The following is a 16,499-nucleotide window of genomic DNA, read 5'->3' as shown; positions in this document are numbered from 1 at the left end:
TAGTCGATACCTCATCCGCCAATTGGTTCGCTTCAGGCTCGCCGAGACGGCATGATCACCTCCATGCGCTCCAGGCTCACCGCGTCACTCGCGACCATCGCCGTCACCTCCGCCACTCTGATGGGTGGTGGGGGCGCGACGGCCTCCGCCCAGGCTCTGCCGTCGTTCATCCCGCAGCACGTGGTGGACGAGCTCGTCTCCCAGGCCCGTGCCGCGGTGCCCGCCGAGGTGTGGGCGGCGGTCGGGTCGACGGGGATGATCTACCAGGACGTCTCGGGCGGGCTGCGCGAGGGCATCGTCCGGGAGATCGACTCCTACCGGGTGTCCAGGGGGCTCGGGGTCCTCGCCCCCAACCCGGCTCTTGACCGCGAGGCGCAGACGTGGGCCGACCGGCTCGCCGCCCAGGACGCCGTCTACCACAACCAGGCGCTGCTGAACCGTGGCCACGGGGAGAACATCGTCGCCGCCGGTACACACTGCGGACCGGTGTGTCTGGTCGACCTGTGGAAGAACTCACCCGGCCACAACGACAACCTGGTTGACCCCGGGTACCGTTCGGCGGGAATGGGAATCGCCTACTCCGCCGGTGGCAAGGTGTTCGTGGTACACAACTTCGCGTACTGAGGTCAGCCCGGATGACCGACCCGCCAAGCACGGCCGAACAGACGAGGGAGACCATGTCCGAACGGATTACACGCGCACTGAGGCTCAGGACAGACCCGGGGGTCTTTCTCACGACGGTGGGCGTGATCCTGGCCTTCGTGGTGATCACGTTCTTCGCCGGTGAGTGGGTGGGCAGCGTCTTCGGCACCGCCTCCGGGTGGATCATGACCAATCTCGGCTGGTTCTACATCTTCGGCGTCACCGCCTTCCTGTTCTTCCTGGTGTGGATCGCGATCAGCCGCTTCGGCCATGTCCGGCTGGGCAGCGACGACGAGGAGCCCGAGCACTCGACCCTCACCTGGTTCGCGATGCTGTTCGCGGCGGGCATCGGCTCGATCCTCATGTTCTGGGGTGTGGCCGAGCCCATCTCGCATTTCGCCGAGCCGCCCCGTGGGGTCGAGCCGGCCAGTGCGGACGCCGCCCGCGAGGCCATCGGCTTCACGCTGTACCACTTCGGCTTGCACACCTGGACCATCTTCGCGCTACCCGCCCTGGCCTTCGCCTACTTCATCTACAAGCGCAAGATGCCGCCGCGGGTGAGCTCGATCTTCGCGCCGATCTTCGGGGACAAGATCTTCGGACCGATCGGCCGGACCATCGACGTGGTCGCGCTCGTGGGCACGGTGTTCGGAGTCGCCACCTCGGTCGGGCTCGGTACCCTGCAGATCAACGCGGGGCTGTCCGAGCTGTTTGGTATCGCGATGTCCCCGCTGGTCCAGGTTCTCGTGATCTCCGTCGTCACGGTGATTGCCTGCATCTCCGTCGCGGCGGGACTGGAGAAGGGCATCAAGCGGCTCTCCAACTTCAACATCGCTATCGCCGTCGGGTTGCTGGTCTTCGTCCTGGTGACCGGCCCCACTCTGTTCTTGCTTAAGGGCACGGTCGAGTCGCTCGGTGTGTACCTCACGATGCTTCCGGAGCTCGCGCTGTGGAACAACGTCTTCCCGGCCAACGACGACCTGGCCGGGTGGCAGAACACGTGGACCGTCTTCTACTGGGCGTGGACCATCACGTGGTCGCCGTTCGTGGGCATCTTCATCGCCCGCATCAGTCGCGGCCGGACCATCCGCCAGTTCGTGTTCGGCGTCCTCGGCCTCCCGGTCGCGTTCTCCGTCCTGTGGTTCGGCATCTTCGGCATGGCCTCGTTCCACATCGAGCTCTTCGGCCCGGGCGGGCTCACCGAGGCGGTCGTGGACGAGGGCGACATCCCGGGCGCCCTGTTCGCGTTCCTGTCGAACTACCCACTGTCGACCCTCGTCTCGGGGATCGCGATCCTCGTCGTTGTCATCTTCTTCACCACCTCGGTCGACTCAGCGGCGATGGTCGTCGACATGATCGCCTCGGGCAAGGGGGACGACGTCCAGGTCTCGCCGGCCCACCAGCGCATCATCTGGGGCGTGCTCATGGGCGCGGTGGCGGCGACGATTCTCGCCGGGACCGGCGAGGGCGGACTGACCGCCCTGCAAGAGGTCATCACAGTGATCGGTCTGCCGTTCTTCGTGATGGGTTTCGTGATGATGTACAGCCTCGTCCGCGGCATCAGCAACGACATAGGGGAGCGGCCGCCCACGGTCACGCGGCAGTGGCGGCGGGCCTACTCCGCGGAGGCGCTCGAGAAGAACGAGGACGCGCCGTCCCCCGAGCCGGTCGGCCCGCTGCACCACATCCCGGAGACCGAGCAGGACGACGGCGCCCCGACTCCGTCGAAGTCGGACGCGACCTGAGCCGGGGGCCCAGTGGGCTCAGTGCCCTCTCACGTCGAGCATGGTCATCCCCGCGTGCATCTCCCACACGAGGATCTCGGCCCCGTCCACGCCGGCGGTGACCCGGCGACCGCCCGTGGCGGTGAGCCGCGCGGCGTCACCGGTGGCAAGCTCGCCCTCGCCCTCCAGGTCGACCGAGCCGACGGGCACGTAGAGGTGGAGGTACGGCGCATCGGGGAGTTGGACGGACCGCCCCGGCTGTAGCCGCGACGCGAGCAGTGCGGAGGTGCTGTTGCGGATCCGGATGGCGGCCCGGTCGGCGTGGGAGCGGAGACCGCCCGCGACGACGGCGAGGTGGTCCTCCAGCTCGGCGGGGTCCATCTCGCGCTGTTCGTACCCCGGATTCCCTCCCGTGGAGTCGGGGACGACCCACATCTGGACCAGGTGGACCGGTTCGGCCGGGGCCTCGGGGGTCTGGATCGATCCGTCCCGCCAGGCGTCGTTGCGCTCGGAGTGCAGGATCCCGGACCCCGCGCTCATCCGCTGGGCGAGGCCGGGGTAGATGATCCCGTTGTGGCCCTCGGAGTCCTGGTGGACCAGCGAACCGGAGAGTACCCAGGTGACGATCTCCATGTCCCGGTGGCCGTGGGTGTCGAACCCGGAACCCGGTGCGATCCGGTCATCGTTGTTCGCCAGGAGTCTCCCGAAATGCGTGTTCATCGGATCCTGGTGGCGGGCGAAGGAGAACGAGTGACGTGAGTCCAGCCAGCCGCCACCGGTGTGGGAGCGCGTGGCCGACCGATGGATCCTGACCAGTGGATTAAGCATGACGACCCCTTGACTGGATGACGCAACAACAATACGCTCGAGCGGTTCGCCCGGGCCGGGGCGCCTGTGCAGGACGGTCATCCGGGTTTTTCGCTGATACGGCTACGGTCTCCCGCGGCCGAGCGTAGGGTGACGGTTGTCAGTGACGCGAGTCACACCACTTGTCGGGAGGTTTCCATGTTGCAGAATGCTCTGGCCGCCACGCTGCGCGTGGGTGTGGCCACGACCAACGAGGTGGCTCACATCGTCGTCGACAACACCCTGGGCCGTTTCCTCGACACCAACCCGGACAAGGTTCGCTGACCCTCCCCTCGGGCCGCGCCGTCACGGTCCTCCCCGCTCCCGCGCCGTAGCGCGGCTTGCTGGCGGCCTACATCCCGTCGGCTGTTCCCTCGCTCCCACCGAGCGCGTGGTCCGGCTGCTCCGGCGTCTGATAGATGCGCTTCTGTTCCTCCAGGTCCCTAGTTCCCGTCGTCGCGGTGCCGTCGCCGTTGCCGACGCTCTGCCCGTCACTGTGACCACCGCTGCCCGGTGCGTCCGGGTCGATTCCGGTCGCTCCCTGGTCCGCTGCCGGATCCGGCGCACTTCCGTCACCGACACGCGTTCCGTCGATGGTGTTGCCCAGGTCCTCTGGGGTCTCCGGGGGTGTCTCCGAGCTCATGTGGTCCTCCTGGGTCGTGCGTGTGGGGTGGTGACGACCCTAACCGCGACGGGGCCCGCGTGCCTCCGGTCGTCCCCGCCGGAGCTGCCGGTGACCGCACTGGGCCAACGATCAATGAGGACCGCCTATCCTGGTGCCCATGTCGGATAATCCCTTCGGTCGGGTCATCACCGCGATGGTGACCCCAATGCACGACGACGGCTCGATCGACTTCGACGGGTTGCAGCGACTCGCCGTCCACCTCGCCGACCACGGCCACGACGGCCTGCTGGTCAACGGCACCACCGGTGAGTCCGCCACGACCACCGACGAGGAGGACTACGACGCCGTGGCCGCGGTCGTCGAGGCGGTCGGCGACCGTGTGTCGGTGATGGCCGGCTGCGGGACCAATGACACGGAGCACTCGATGCGGGCGGCCGCCGCGATGGTCGAGCGCGGCGCCGACACGCTGCTGGTGGTGACGCCGTACTACAACAAGCCCACGCAGCACGGGATCGTCGAGCACTTCCGGATGGTCGCCGAGGCGGGAGGGCGACCCGTCATGGCCTACGACATCCCGGGGAGAACCGGCACGGCCCTGTCCTCCGACACGATCCGCCGATTGGGAGAGATCCCCGGCCTCCGCGCGGTCAAGGACGCCAAGGGCGACCTCTTCGAGGCCAGCCGACTCATGGCCGAGACCGATCTGCTGTGGTTCTCGGGTGACGACGTGCTCAACCTCGCGTTCCTCGCACTGGGCGCCACAGGCATCGTCTCGGTGGTCGGGCATGTGGCCGGAGACGACTACCGGGCCATGATCGACGCCGTCGATGCCGGTGATCTCCCCCGGGCCCGCGAGATCCACACCCGCCTCATCCCGGCCGTCGACGCGATCATGCACACCTCGCAGGGGGCCATCCAGATCAAGGCGGCGCTGAAGATGCAGGGGCTGCTCGGCTCCGACCAGCTGCGGATGCCGCTGCTCCAGGGCCCGCCGGAGCACCTCGACCGGCTCCGTGAGGGACTGGCCGCGGCCGGACTGGCCTGACCCCTACGGGTCGGCCTGACCCCGCCGCGGGCTGACTACCGGAACGCGGACATCTCGGTGCAGCGCTCCCACAGGGCGGAGGCGACCCGCTCGTCGCGGGAACGGCCGCTCGACCTGGCGATCTTCGGATACCCCTGGAGGCCGCCGAGGCGATCGGGGCCCACGAAGGTCGCGCCCGGCAGGTCCGGCTCCGTCGCGGCGTAGAGGACGGACAGAGCTCCCATCTCCGGTGTCAGCCCGGCCCAGGAGATCGAGTTGCCCAGCTCGAAGAACCGGTCGGCGGCCGGGCGGCCGCTCTGCCGGAGGAGCTCGGTGGCGGTGTACCCGGGGTGGGCGGCCATCGACCGGATCTCCCCGCCCTCGCGACCGAGTCGGCGCTGCCATTCGTAGGCCAGCATGATGCAGGCCAGCTTCGAGTTGGCGTAGGCCGCCATCGGCCGGTATCCGCGCAGGTCCATGCTCAGATCGTCGGTGTCGACGCGCCCGCGGAGGTGTGCCAGCGAGCCGAGCCAGACCACGCGATCGGTCAACCGCGGCAGCAGGCCGCCGGTGAGGGCGTGGTGACCGAGCGCGTTCACGCCGAACTGCATCTCGTGACCCTGGGCGGTCCGCGAGGGCGGGAGGTTCATGACGCCGGCGTTGTTGATCAGGACATCCACCCGATCCGCGGTCCCGGCGACGAACTCGTCCACCGAGTCGAGGTCCGCCAGATCGAGGCGACGGACCAGCGCCAGGTCACGCGTCCCCGACGGCAGGGTGGCCCGGGCGGCCTCGGCCTTCTCGAGGTTCCGGCACGCCATGACCACCCGGGCGCCCCGGGCCACGAGTGCCTGTGTGGTGGCCAGGCCGATCCCCGCGTTGGCCCCGGTCACGACAAAGGTCCGTCCCGTCTGGTCGGGGACGTCGGAGGCGGACCATCTGGGCGTGCGGCTCATGTGTGACAGTCAACCAGCCGCGCCTGCGCCGTGGTCGGACACCCGTGTGGTAACGCCGGGGGAGACGCCGCGATGTTCTTGTGACACACTCGCGTGAGGCGGGTGAGATCCCACGCGTCACACACGCCTTTCGTCTTCGACCGAGATCTCGGAGTTCCCTCATGACGTTCGACCGCCGTTCCTTCCTCCGCCGCGCCGGTCTCGGCGCGGCCGGGGCCGGCGCCCTCGCCGCGGGGCTCACTCCCGCGGTCGGTGCCCAGTCGTCCATCCCCGCACCGCTCGGTGCACTCCCCGGCGCGGGTGCCGGGGTCCCGATCGGCACGCTGCTCGACTACGCGTCGGGCCCGCCGTCGGCGGCCTCCGTCCGCGCGGCCGGACACATGGGCGCGGTGCGGTACTGCTCTAACCGCCGACCCGGCGCCGAGTGGATGACCGGCAAGCCGCTGTTGCGGCGTGAGGTCGACGATTTCCGTGCGCACGGCCTCAACATGGTCTCCTGCTATCAGTTCGGCAGGGACACCACCGCCGACTGGCGCGCGGGCGCGGCGGGTGGCGACCACCACTCCAGGATCGGTATCGGCATCCACTTCGCCGCCGGCGGTCCCCGCGGGGTCCCGTTGTACGCCGCGATCGACGACAACCCCACCCGCTGGGAGTTCGACAACCTGATCGCCCCGTACCTCGAGCGCTTCCGCCACCACCTGCACGGCGCGGGGATGAAGCTGGGCGTGTACGCCAACGCGCCGACCATCGACTGGTGCCGTCAGCGGGGTCTGGGTCAGTACTTCTGGCAGCACGACTGGGGCTCCGGTGGGCGTCTCAACCCGAGCGCCACCATCCACCAGCTCCCGATCCGCCAGCAGGTGACGGTGGGCGGTGTGGTCTCCGACCTCAACCGCGTCTACGCGCTCGACTACGGCCAGTGGTGGCCGACCGACCCGGCCGCGCTCGTGGGCGCCGCGCTGGGCAGCGTGGGCTGAGTCGGGTCGCCTCGTACGCCGGGGGCGGCGGGGCGCGGCCGGTGAACGGCGGTCGCGGCCGGTGACCGGCGGGTCGAGGCCCGGTCGGGCTAGTCGACGGTGATCTCGCCCATCGTTCCCCACTCCTCGCCGTCGACCGTGGTGTTGATGATCCGCGGGGTGCGCTGGAGGTACTGCGCGGCGGAGCCGGTGAACTCCCTGAAGTGGGCCGACCCGACGTGCTCGGCTGGCGCGTCCCCGTCGCGGAACGCCTCGCAGAGCAGGAACGTGGTCTCCGCGTCGGACGAGCGGTACCAGTCGAACCACAGGTTGCCGGGCTCCGCCCTGGTGGCCTCGGTGAAGTCGCGGGTGATCTCGAGCCATGAGTCCGCGAACTCGGGCTTGACGTCGAATCTCACGTTGATGAGCATCATGGCCCCATCCTGCCCGGGCCGGCGCGACCTCGTCGAGTGCTGCGCCCCCGCACCCGATCCCCCCGCACCCGCTGCCCCCGCACCCGATACCGAGGTGACTCGACCCGGAAAGCAGAACGGGCCTACCCTGTACCGGGTGACCATCGAGCTGAGCATCGAGAACCCCTGCGTCCCGCAGACGGAGGCCGACTCCTCCGTCCGCGCGGTCTGGGACCGACTGTCCGTGGACGCCACGCAGAGTCGCGACGAACCCCTCATCGCCGGTCTGGTCCTGGATCTCGTCGACGGATGCGACGACCTGGGAGAATCCCTCGCGAGGCTCGCCGCCTCCCGCATCGCGACCCCCGAGATCGGCCGGCACGTCCTGGAGAAGGAGATCCGGGCGATCCTGGTCGAGCAGCCGCACGTCCTGGAGGCGGTCGCGGCCGACCTCGTGGTGAGCTTCGAGCGTAACCCGGCCTATCCCAACTACCTGGTTCCCTACCTGTTCGCCAAGGGCTTTCTGGGGCTCCAGATCCATCGCGTCGCGCACGAGATGTGGAACTCGGGACGGGTGATGGCGGCCTCGTTCCTCCAGAGTCGGGTGTCCGAGGTCTTCGCGATGGACATCCACCCGGCCGCGCGCGTGGGCTCCGGGATCCTGGTGGACCACGCCACCGGCATCGTGGTGGGCGAGACCTGCGTGATCGGGGACGGCGTCTCGATCCTGCAGGGCGTCACCCTCGGTGGGACGGGGAACGAGGACGGCGACCGCCACCCCAAGATCGGCTCGGGGGTGCTGCTGTCCGCCGGATCCATCGTGTTGGGCAACGTGCACGTGGGCGACTGCTCGCGGGTGGCCGCGGGTTCAGTGGTGCTCCACCAGGTTCCGCCGCACACGACCGTCGCCGGGGTGCCGGCCAGGGTGGTCCGGCATCACGCCGACTCGCTGGTCCCCGCGGAACAGATGGACCAGGAGATCGACCCGGGCGCCGAGTAGGCGTCGCGGGCCACGCGGTCGAACGAGACACGGCGGAGGGGCACTGTATGCGGGTACTCGTGGTCGACGACGAACCGGCGCTGCTCGAGAGCGTGCGCAGAGGGCTCGTCGCCGGTGGATGGGCCGTGGAAACGGCCCCCGACGGGGAGATCGGTCTCGAGATGGCCGCCGACGGGGACTTCGACGTGGTGGTCCTGGACATCATGATGCCGCGTCGCAGCGGCTACGAGGTGGTGCGCGAGATGCGCCGCCGCGAGATCTGGACCCCCGTGCTCATGCTCACCGCCAAGGACGGGGAGTACGACGAGGCGGACGCGTTCGACTTGGGCGCCGACGACTACCTGGTCAAGCCGTTCTCGTTCGTCGTCCTCGAAGCCAGGCTCAGGGCCTTGGTCCGGCGCGGAGCGCCCGAGCGTCCCGTCTCGTTCGTCGCCGGGGACCTCGAGGTCGATCCCGCCGCGCGGGAGGTGCGGCGGGGCCCGGAGCGGATCCCGGTGACGGCGCGGGAGTACGCCGTGCTGGAGTACCTGATCAGGAACCGGAACCAGGTGGTCTCCAAGCCCCAGATCCTGCGGGCGGTCTGGGATGCCGCGTACGACGGGGACGACAACATCGTCGAGGTCTACGTGGGCTACCTGCGTCGCAAGATCGACACCCCCTTCGGTGCACGGGCGATCGAGACCGTGCGAGGACAGGGCTACCGACTGGTCGACAGCGAGATGGCGGGGGCCGGGGGCTGACGCCCCGACACCCCGCCGCTCTGGCTCCGACTCTCTCGTCCTGTCCGCGTCACCGGACCCGCGGGTGATCCACTCCGCTCACTCGGTCAGCGAGAGCGCCTGACGGTAGGTGAGCTTGCCGCCCGTCTGCATGATCGACCGTCGGTAGACCCGTTCCGCGACCACCATCACGGCCCCCGCGACGACCAGGGTGATCACCGCCGCGATGACCGGCTCCCACCACTCGGCCGTGCCCTCGACCAGGCGGATCGGCATCGTCACCGTGGACATGATCGGCACGTACGAGCCGATCACCTGCCAGGTGCCCTGGAGGAACAGTCCCGCGAAGGACGCGATCATGATCAGCGTGAGCAGGGGGGACGAGGTGGACTGGACATCCTCCGCCCGCGTGGCCAAGGCGCCGGCCACGGCGAACAGGCACGCCAGTGCGACGAAACCGATGACGAAGAGCACCAGGTACCAGCCCGCAGCGCCGGCCACCGAGGGCAGGAGCGCGGAGTACTCGGTGAACGTCAGGCCGATCAGTCCGATGGCCACGAAGATCGCCATCTGGCCCAACGCGAGCACCGTGGCGCCGACGACCTTCCCGACGAGGAGTTGGCGCAACGGGATGGCGGCGGCGAGGATCTCGACGATCCGCGACTGCTTCTCCTCGACGACGCTGTTGGCGATGGCGTACCCGAAGAGGATCGCCGCCATGTAGAACAGGAAGACGAAGACGAACCCGGCGATCAGCTGGACGCCCTCGTTGGCCGCCCCGTCAGGATCGAGCAGGCGCTCCTGCACGACGGAACCGGCGGTGAGCTCCTCGACGGAGACGTCCGCGGTGGCGGCATTGCGCTCGAGAGCGTCGGCCGCGACCACGGAACCCACCGCGGCGGCGATGTCGGAGTCGACCCCGTCCGACCCGACGAGCGTCCACGCGCCCGGGTCACCGAGCAGAGCGGCGTCGGCGTCTCCCTCCCGCACCGCACGTTCGGCGGCGTCGGGGTCGGCGACCTCGACGACGGACAGCTCGATCGTGGAACCGGCCACCGGCTGCGAGTCGGACCCGGCACCCTCGTCGGCGCCTCCGCCGTTCGCGGCGGACCCGGCACCGGCGGCCTGCACGATGGCCGCGGCGTCGTTCGAGGCGACGGCCACGGTCTTCTCGCCGTCGCGCCCGCCGAGGAGGAACGACAGGCCGAAGGCGACGACGAAGATCGCGATCGTGGTGAGGGTGGAGATGATGAAGTTGCGGTCGCGGAGCTTGACCATGATCTCGCGACCGGCGACGATGCGCCACGCGGAATCGGTCGCCGGCGGCCGGGTTGGGGTCGTGGTGGTCATGACGTCACCTCGCGGTAGATCTCGGACAGGGTCGGGACGACTTCGGCGAGTTCGCGGACGCTGCCGCGCGCCATCGCCTCACGGAGGACCAGATCGGTCACCTCGGGGCGGTCGAAGTCCATCAGGGCGGTGGGGCCGTCGACGTCGACGACGTGGACCCCCGGCAGCCCCCGGACCCACCCGGCGTCGGTGCCGACGACGAGGCGGTGCAGGACGCGCCCCCGTCGGCGGAGGTCGTCCACCGTCCCGCGGGCGACGACCCGCCCGCGCGCCAGGACGACGAGGTGGTCGCAGAGCCGTTCCACCAGGTCGAGCTGATGCGAGGAGAACAGCACGGGCACACCCTGGCTGGTGTACTCGCGCAGCAGGTCGACCATCGAGTCGACGGCGACCGGGTCGAGACCCGAGAAGGGTTCGTCGAGGACGAGCAGTTCCGGTCCGCCGATGACCGCCGCGACGATCTGGACGCGCTGCTGATTGCCCAGTGACAGCGATTCGAGCTTGTCCGCCGTGCGGTCGCCGAGCCCGAACCGCCCGAGCAGCTCGGTCGCCGAGCGTCGTGCCCCCTCCGGACTGCGCCCCTGGAGTCTGCCGAGGTAGACGAGTTGGTCGAGGATCGGCTGCTTGGGATACAGCCCGCGTTCCTCGGGCATGTACCCGAAGGTGCGACGATCCGCGACGGTCACCTCCCGGCCACGCCATGTGACCGTGCCGGCGGAGGGCTGCAGCACGCCCATGATCATCCGCATGGTGGTGGTCTTCCCGGCGCCGTTGCCGCCGACGAAGCCGGTCATCGCCCCTCGCGGGACCTCGAATCCGACATCGTCCACGGCGAGGGTCTCCCCGAAGCGTCGGGTGAGCCCGTCGAGTTCCAGCATGGTGTCCTCCCTGGTGTCCTGTACCGGGTCCACGCTATGGCCGACGGGTGGCCCGGCGGATCAGCCGGGAGGATGACATCTCCGGGGTCGGTCGGGCGGGACTCCCCCTCAGGGGGGAGACGGTCGGCGGACGGCCGCCGGGGGCGTCGCGGTCACTCGCCGGGCTGGACGAGACCGGCCTCGTAGGCCAGGACGACCGCCTGGACGCGGTCGCGGAGGTGGAGTTTGGACAGGCACGCCGACACGTGGGTCTTGACCGTGGCCTCGCCCACGACCAGCTTCTGCGCGATCTCCGCGTTGGACAGCCCCCGCGCGACCAGACGCAGGACCTCGGTCTCCCGGGCCGTGAGCAGGTCCAGGGAGGGCGGACGAGATCCTGCGCCGGCGGGGGACGGGGCGCGGCCATCCGACGGGACAGGAGTGGTCAGCCTCTCGATGACCCGACGCGTGACCTCGGGCGCGAGCAGCGCGTGACCGTGGCCCACGGCCCGGACCCCGTCGACCAGGTCCTCCGGGTCGGAGTTCTTGAGCAGGAATCCGCTCGCCCCGGCCCGCAGCGCGTCGAACAGGTAGTCGTCCCGGTCGAAGGTGGTGAGGATCAGGACCTTGGACAGGGCCTCTGCGGTGATGAGCCGCGTCGCCTCGATGCCGTCGGTGCCGGGCATCTGCACGTCCATCAACACCACGTCGGGGCGTAGCCGCCGGCACATCTCGACCGCCTCCGCGCCGTCGGCGGCGTCGCCGATCACCTCGAGGTCCGGTTCCACGCCGAGCATCATCGAGAATCCGGAGCGCATGAGCGCCTGGTCGTCCACCACGAGGATCCGCAGGACCGCGGTGGAGTCCTCGCCCACCGCGGAGTCGGGTCCCGCCCCGGTGTCGCTCATTCCCGGTCGGCGTCCACGTCGGGGCGGTAGGGCAGACGCACCCGCACCCGGTAGCCGCCGGTCACCCGGGGGCCGATCTCGCACTCGCCGCCGTGGGAGCGCACCCGTTCGCGCATGCCCAGCAGTCCCAGTCCGCTCCCCGAGGTCCCCGCCCGGGGGCGTCCGGCGTCGGTGATCTCGACCTCCGCGTACGGGTTCCCGCCCGGGTTCTCGCCGGTGCGCAGGACCACTCCCGCGCGGTCGGCGGTGGAGTGTCGCCGGACGTTGGCCAGTGCCTCCTGCGCGGTGCGGTACAGGGACAGACCGACGATCGGCGGGACCTCTTCGAGCGGGTGGCCCGTGCCGGTGACCACCGAGACGCTGGTGGAGAAGTCGGCTGAGTCGTGGGAGGCGGCCAGCCGCTCGATGTCGGTGACCCCGTGCCCCGCGGAGCGGGAGGGATCGCCGGTGGAGGCCGGGTCGCCGGCGGGGGCCGGGTCGCCGGCGGAGGCCGTGGCGGGGAGCCGGTCGGCCGACCGGAGGGCGCCGAGCAGGGCCCGCATCTCCCCGACCGCGGAGCGGGAGGATTCCTCGACGGTCCGCAGGGCGCCGGCGGCGGCGTCGGGGTCGAGTCCCATGACCCGTCGTGCGGCGCCGGCCTGGACGCCGATCGCCGCGACGTGGTGGGCGATCACATCGTGCAGCTCCCGGGCGATGCGCAGACGCTCCTCGACGACGGCGCGGTCTCGCAGTGCCTCGGCCTGGTTCTCGATGGTCTCGGCCTGCTCGGCCAGGGAGTGGCGGCGCCGTGCACCCCGCCACGAGGCGATCCCGAGTGCGGCGGCGCCGCCGAAGTAGACGATGTTGATGAGCGCGGTGTAGACGAGGTAGGCGGGCACGGGAGGGACGAGCCCCGACGAGCGGTCGGTGTCATCGAGGGAGTCGAGGATCTGCTGCATCCCCGATCCCAGCGCGAGGTACCAGATCATCCACACCACGAGGGCGGCGGTGATCCCCACCGCCACACCGACCAGAGCCCTGCGGTCGCGGGCCCATGCCACCGCGGAGTAGACGGCGATGAAGTACAGCACCTGCTGGGAGACCTGCCCCATCACCAGCGGCATGACGCTGCCGATGATGAGCAGATGCGCGGTCGCGCCGAGGCCGGTCAGGAGCGGGAGTCGGCGGCGGATGGCGAGCAGGGCCGCCGCGCTCGCCATCGCCGCGTACTGGGCCCACAGCGGAGCGCTCTCGCCGCCCAACACGCCCATGCTCCGCAGGATCTCCAGTCCCACGGCCGAGCAGGCGAACATGGCCAGGGCGAGGACCGCGTCGGCCCGGAGGTAGTTCTCCGGCAACGGTCGGGTCCATGCGTCCTCGGCGTCGAAGAGGCGGTTCAGGCGGGCCCACACGACAGCCGAGCCTATCCGCTCACGGTCCGGCCGGTGGCGCGGCGCCGCAGCGGCGGCCGCCCGGGTCGGTCACGGCTGGTCGGGGTGTTCCCCGATGGTCTCGACCGGCAGGTCCACGACGAACCGCGCTCCGCCCGCGGGGGAGTCCTCGACCCGGACCGATCCCCCGTGGGAGCGGGTGATCTCGGCGACGATCGCCAGCCCCAGGCCGGACCCCCCGGTGCCGCGGGCGCGGTCGGCGTCGAGTCGGGCGAAGCGGTCGAACACCGTGTCACGCTGCTCGGGTGGCACCCCCTCGCCGTCGTCGTCGACGGTGATCACGGCGCGCGGTCCCGCGGGGTCCGTGCGATCCACGGTGAGCCCGATCATCACGGCCTCACGGGCGTGCCGCCGCGCGTTGTCGACGAGGTTGCGCACGACCCGCAGCAGGGCGTCGGGGTCGCCGACCAGTCGGGCGGGTTCCACCGCGCCGGTGACCTCGAGTCCGCCCAGTCCACGGAGCCGCCCGACCTCGGAGAGGACGATGTCGTCGAGGTCCACGTCCTCGCGACGCAGCGGGACACCCCGCTCGTCGTTCTTGGCCAGCAGGAGGAGATCCTCGACCATCGACCGCATCCGCTGGACCTCGGGCAGCAGGAGGTCGTCCACGGTCTCCACGTCGACCGGGGTGCCGGAGGTCGAGGACAGCTCCAACAGCGTCGACAGCGTGGACAGGGGGCTGCGTAACTCGTGCGAGGCATCGCCCACGAAGGCCACCTGGGCGGTCCTCGCGGCGTCCAGGCGGGCGAGCATCGCGTTCATCGTGCGGGCCAGTCGCGCGATCTCGTCCTCCGCCTCGGGCACCGGCACCCGCTCGCCCCGCCCCGAGGCGGAGATCTCGGCCACCCGCGACCGGATCGATTCCACCGGCCGCAGCACGCGGCCCATCGCGTAGTGCACGAACACCGCGGTCGCCAGTCCGGCCACGGGCACGAAGGACAGGAACAGGATCGCGCCCGCCGCGAGCACGGTGTCGTACCGGTCGGTGTCCGTGCCCACCTCGACGGCGAACGTCACGCCGCCCAGGTCCACGCCGACCGACGTCACCCGCAGGTCCGCCCCGCTGGGCGACTCCAGCTGGTGCCGGGTGATCTCCCCGGCCGCGGGCGCGGGCACCGGGGGCACGTCCTCGAGTCCGCGGGTGACCTGGGCGGCGAGCAGCCGGTCCCCCGGCCCGACGATCCGCACGAGGTCCACACCGGACAGCGGCTCGGCCACGAGGTCGAGGGCGGCCCGGGGTCCGCGCGCGGACAGGGCCCCCGCCACGTCGACCGCCCGACCCCGGTCCACCGTGTCGATCGCGCTGTGCGCGGCGGTGCGCAGCAGCAGCCACGCGCCCCCCGCCGCGGCGGCCAGCACCAGGATGACGATCGCGGTGGCGATCACGGTGGTGGCCGTGCGGATCGGCCAGCGTCGGGGCGTCGCGAGAACCTCGCTGCTCAGGGGTGCTGTCCGGGGGGGCTCTGCTCGTGGGGGCACGGCTCCATTGTGCGGCCACGTGGGCCCGACGGGCAGGACTGGAACACGTGTTAGCGTCGCGAGATGAGGGAATCGACGCACCACGGCCCGGAACCCCGGCTCGGACTGACCTTCAGCCAGAACGGGGACGGCACCGTGAGCTGGCACCAGCCGGTCGCCGACCAGTTCGTGGACCCGTCCGGGCGCTTCGCCACGGGGGCCCTGGCGGTGTTGGTCGACTCCGGTCTCGGGGCCGAGAACCACCGCCGTCGTCCCGAGGGGATGTGGACCGTCACCACCGAACTCCGCCTGGATCTGCTGGCGCGCCCCCGTGAGGGGTCGACCGGACTGGGCGTGCGCACGGACCACCTGGGCGACGACGGCCACTGCCTCACCACGCGGGGCGACGTCCTCGATGACGACGGCGAGGTGGTCGCCGCGGGGCTGGTGAAGTCGATGGAGATCGCGGGGGTCGTGGACCCGGATGACTACGACGACGAGCCGCCGTGGCCCTCCGCGTTGGCGCCGGGAACGCTGGCCGAGGTGTTGTGCCTGACGGTGGACCACCACGATGACGGCCCGGGGGACACCCGCGCGGTGGAGGCCGTGATCGCCCCCGAACCGGCGCTCGCCAACCCGCTGGGGAACCTGCACGGCGGGGTCTTCGCGGCCGTCGCGGAGGTGGCCGGTGCCGCGGTGTTCCCGCACGAGCGAGACGTCAGTTCGTCCTCGCTCGACGTGAGGTACGTGCGGCAGATCCCGCTCGTCGGCCCGGTCACGGTGCGCGCCGAGGCGCTCCACGACGGTCGGAGCTGGGGGATCGCGCAGGCGGTCACGCGGGACGCCCGCGGCCGGGTGTGTGCGGTGGCGTCGGTCACTGTCTACGGCAGGCGGTAGATTGTTGCCGTGTCACTCAAGTACGGTCGAGGTGTCCACGACATCGATCGACGGAGGAGACGCGAGTGAAGATCGGCATCATCCTGGGCAGTGTCCGTGACGAGCGGGGCGGCGCGGCCGTGGCCGACTGGGTCACCGCGGAGGCGTCATCGCGGGAGCTCGCCACCTACGACCTGGTCGACCTCAAGTCCTTCGACGTCCCGCTCCTCACCTCGGCCACCGTGCCGGGTGCCGCGAACAAGCAGTACGACGACGAGCGGGTCACCCGGTGGAGTGAGGCGATCGACTCCTACGACGCCTTCATCTTCGTGACCCCCGAGTACAACCACGGCGTTCCCGGCGCTCTGAAGAACGCCTTCGACTCCCTCGGTGACGAGTGGGCGGACAAGCCGGTCGCCTTTGTCTCCTACGGCGCCGAGGGCGGGGTACGGGCCGTGGAGCAGTGGCGCCAGATCGTCGCGAACTTCCGGATGTTCGGCGTCCGGCAGCAGGTGTCGCTGAGCCTGTTCACCGAGTTCGGCCCGGAGGGTCTCCAGCCGAACGACCGGCGCGCGGGGGAGATCTCCACCCTCTTCGACCAGCTCGAGGACGCGGTCCGTCGGTTCGCGCCGATCCCCGCGGGCAGCGCCTAGGGCTCGACGCGCCCGACTCTCGACGGGTCAACGACCGCCGGCCCGCCTCCACACGGAGG

18 protein-coding genes are annotated in these 16,499 nt (G+C 70.6%); 9 read left to right on the top strand and 9 right to left on the bottom strand.

Features of this window, described 5'->3' with window-relative positions:
• Positions 1–51 precede the first annotated feature (51 nt).
• Both ABD250_RS11105 and ABD250_RS11100 read left to right on the top strand, forming a co-directional pair.
• Entirely contained in the window at positions 52–624 is a 573-nt protein-coding gene (locus ABD250_RS11105; RefSeq protein WP_182659587.1) for a CAP domain-containing protein, read from the top strand.
• Between the two features lie 53 nt (positions 625–677).
• Positions 678–2,387: a BCCT family transporter gene (locus ABD250_RS11100; RefSeq protein ID WP_182659589.1), complete on the top strand. Its 1,710-nt coding sequence runs from the start codon at positions 678–680 to the stop codon at positions 2,385–2,387.
• 18 nt (positions 2,388–2,405) lie between these two features.
• Here the strand turns inward: ABD250_RS11100 and ABD250_RS11095 are convergent, their stop codons facing one another.
• Positions 2,406–3,194, bottom strand: a complete 789-nt coding sequence (locus tag ABD250_RS11095) for a pirin family protein (RefSeq protein WP_182659586.1) — start codon at positions 3,192–3,194, stop codon at positions 2,406–2,408.
• A 177-nt stretch (positions 3,195–3,371) separates the two neighbouring features.
• Here ABD250_RS11095 and ABD250_RS11090 point away from each other — a divergent pair, with 177 nt between their 5' ends.
• On the top strand, positions 3,372–3,497 hold the full coding sequence (locus ABD250_RS11090) for a hypothetical protein (protein WP_277817639.1): 126 nt from the start codon (positions 3,372–3,374) through the stop codon (positions 3,495–3,497).
• A gap of 67 nt (positions 3,498–3,564) precedes the next feature.
• Here the strand turns inward: ABD250_RS11090 and ABD250_RS11085 are convergent, their stop codons facing one another.
• Positions 3,565–3,855, bottom strand: coding sequence for a hypothetical protein (locus ABD250_RS11085; protein ID WP_182640669.1), 291 nt, complete (start codon positions 3,853–3,855; stop codon positions 3,565–3,567).
• A gap of 139 nt (positions 3,856–3,994) precedes the next feature.
• Here ABD250_RS11085 and dapA point away from each other — a divergent pair, with 139 nt between their 5' ends.
• Positions 3,995–4,882: a 4-hydroxy-tetrahydrodipicolinate synthase gene (gene dapA / locus ABD250_RS11080; RefSeq protein ID WP_182616732.1), complete on the top strand. Its 888-nt coding sequence runs from the start codon at positions 3,995–3,997 to the stop codon at positions 4,880–4,882.
• A 35-nt stretch (positions 4,883–4,917) separates the two neighbouring features.
• Here the strand turns inward: dapA and ABD250_RS11075 are convergent, their stop codons facing one another.
• Positions 4,918–5,817 (bottom strand): oxidoreductase, encoded by a 900-nt coding sequence (locus ABD250_RS11075; RefSeq protein WP_182659585.1) that lies wholly within the window; start codon positions 5,815–5,817, stop codon positions 4,918–4,920.
• Positions 5,818–5,978: 161 nt separating this feature from the next.
• Between ABD250_RS11075 and ABD250_RS11070 the strand changes: the two genes are divergently transcribed.
• Positions 5,979–6,797, top strand: coding sequence for a DUF1906 domain-containing protein (locus ABD250_RS11070; RefSeq protein ID WP_182691630.1), 819 nt, complete (start codon positions 5,979–5,981; stop codon positions 6,795–6,797).
• 89 nt (positions 6,798–6,886) lie between these two features.
• On the opposite strand, the gene ABD250_RS11065 is transcribed toward ABD250_RS11070, so the two are convergent.
• Positions 6,887–7,210 (bottom strand): putative quinol monooxygenase, encoded by a 324-nt coding sequence (locus ABD250_RS11065; protein WP_179523706.1) that lies wholly within the window; start codon positions 7,208–7,210, stop codon positions 6,887–6,889.
• A 136-nt stretch (positions 7,211–7,346) separates the two neighbouring features.
• Between ABD250_RS11065 and ABD250_RS11060 the strand changes: the two genes are divergently transcribed.
• Positions 7,347–8,189 carry a serine acetyltransferase domain-containing protein gene (locus tag ABD250_RS11060; protein ID WP_182659444.1) on the top strand — a complete coding sequence of 281 codons (843 nt, stop codon included), beginning with the start codon at positions 7,347–7,349 and terminating at the stop codon, positions 8,187–8,189.
• 47 nt (positions 8,190–8,236) lie between these two features.
• A complete protein-coding gene (locus tag ABD250_RS11055; RefSeq protein ID WP_182659443.1) occupies positions 8,237–8,929 on the top strand; it encodes a response regulator transcription factor in 693 nt (230 codons plus the stop codon).
• 78 nt (positions 8,930–9,007) lie between these two features.
• Here ABD250_RS11055 and ABD250_RS11050 read toward each other — a convergent pair whose 3' ends face one another.
• From ABD250_RS11050 to ABD250_RS11030, 5 genes are all read right to left on the bottom strand, one after another.
• Entirely contained in the window at positions 9,008–10,258 is a 1,251-nt protein-coding gene (locus tag ABD250_RS11050) for an ABC transporter permease (RefSeq protein WP_182653865.1), read from the bottom strand.
• Positions 10,255–11,136 (bottom strand): ABC transporter ATP-binding protein, encoded by an 882-nt coding sequence (locus tag ABD250_RS11045; protein ID WP_182659442.1) that lies wholly within the window; start codon positions 11,134–11,136, stop codon positions 10,255–10,257. The genes ABD250_RS11050 and ABD250_RS11045 overlap by 4 nt, the downstream gene beginning before the upstream one ends.
• Before the next feature lie 152 nt (positions 11,137–11,288).
• Positions 11,289–12,023, bottom strand: a complete 735-nt coding sequence (locus ABD250_RS11040) for a response regulator (protein WP_182659441.1) — start codon at positions 12,021–12,023, stop codon at positions 11,289–11,291.
• Positions 12,020–13,414, bottom strand: coding sequence for a sensor histidine kinase (locus ABD250_RS11035; RefSeq protein ID WP_344392258.1), 1,395 nt, complete (start codon positions 13,412–13,414; stop codon positions 12,020–12,022). Before ABD250_RS11035 ends, ABD250_RS11040 begins: the two co-directional genes overlap by 4 nt.
• Before the next feature lie 69 nt (positions 13,415–13,483).
• Positions 13,484–14,932 (bottom strand): sensor histidine kinase, encoded by a 1,449-nt coding sequence (locus tag ABD250_RS11030; protein ID WP_179523699.1) that lies wholly within the window; start codon positions 14,930–14,932, stop codon positions 13,484–13,486.
• 63 nt (positions 14,933–14,995) lie between these two features.
• Here ABD250_RS11030 and ABD250_RS11025 point away from each other — a divergent pair, with 63 nt between their 5' ends.
• Both ABD250_RS11025 and ABD250_RS11020 read left to right on the top strand, forming a co-directional pair.
• Positions 14,996–15,808, top strand: a complete 813-nt coding sequence (locus tag ABD250_RS11025; RefSeq protein ID WP_182639630.1) for a PaaI family thioesterase — start codon at positions 14,996–14,998, stop codon at positions 15,806–15,808.
• Positions 15,809–15,873: 65 nt separating this feature from the next.
• A complete protein-coding gene (locus ABD250_RS11020) occupies positions 15,874–16,440 on the top strand; it encodes an NADPH-dependent FMN reductase (RefSeq protein ID WP_182639629.1) in 567 nt (188 codons plus the stop codon).
• The last annotated feature ends 59 nt before the right edge of the window (positions 16,441–16,499 follow it).

The sequence above is a fragment of the Dietzia cercidiphylli genome, assembly GCF_039531545.1.
Classification (GTDB): Bacteria; Actinomycetota; Actinomycetes; order Mycobacteriales; family Mycobacteriaceae; genus Dietzia; species Dietzia natronolimnaea.
This window is presented reverse-complemented; position numbering and strand designations above follow the sequence as displayed.

Bases quoted from the DNA above. Each gene is read 5' to 3' on its own strand.
- ABD250_RS11055 (WP_182659443.1), top strand. From the start codon at position 8,237: ATGCGGGTACTCGTGGTCGACGACGAACCGGCGCTGCTCGAGAGCGTG.
- ABD250_RS11070 (WP_182691630.1), top strand. From the start codon at position 5,979: ATGACGTTCGACCGCCGTTCCTTCCTCCGCCGCGCCGGTCTCGGCGCG.
- ABD250_RS11065 (WP_179523706.1), bottom strand. From the start codon at position 7,210: ATGATGCTCATCAACGTGAGATTCGACGTCAAGCCCGAGTTCGCGGAC.
- ABD250_RS11090 (WP_277817639.1), top strand. From the start codon at position 3,372: ATGTTGCAGAATGCTCTGGCCGCCACGCTGCGCGTGGGTGTGGCCACG.
- ABD250_RS11025 (WP_182639630.1), top strand. From the start codon at position 14,996: ATGAGGGAATCGACGCACCACGGCCCGGAACCCCGGCTCGGACTGACC.
- ABD250_RS11050 (WP_182653865.1), bottom strand. From the start codon at position 10,258: ATGACCACCACGACCCCAACCCGGCCGCCGGCGACCGATTCCGCGTGG.
- ABD250_RS11095 (WP_182659586.1), bottom strand. From the start codon at position 3,194: ATGCTTAATCCACTGGTCAGGATCCATCGGTCGGCCACGCGCTCCCAC.
- ABD250_RS11045 (WP_182659442.1), bottom strand. From the start codon at position 11,136: ATGCTGGAACTCGACGGGCTCACCCGACGCTTCGGGGAGACCCTCGCC.
- ABD250_RS11085 (WP_182640669.1), bottom strand. From the start codon at position 3,855: ATGAGCTCGGAGACACCCCCGGAGACCCCAGAGGACCTGGGCAACACC.
- ABD250_RS11075 (WP_182659585.1), bottom strand. From the start codon at position 5,817: ATGAGCCGCACGCCCAGATGGTCCGCCTCCGACGTCCCCGACCAGACG.
- ABD250_RS11040 (WP_182659441.1), bottom strand. From the start codon at position 12,023: ATGAGCGACACCGGGGCGGGACCCGACTCCGCGGTGGGCGAGGACTCC.
- dapA (WP_182616732.1), top strand. From the start codon at position 3,995: ATGTCGGATAATCCCTTCGGTCGGGTCATCACCGCGATGGTGACCCCA.
- ABD250_RS11105 (WP_182659587.1), top strand. From the start codon at position 52: ATGATCACCTCCATGCGCTCCAGGCTCACCGCGTCACTCGCGACCATC.
- ABD250_RS11100 (WP_182659589.1), top strand. From the start codon at position 678: ATGTCCGAACGGATTACACGCGCACTGAGGCTCAGGACAGACCCGGGG.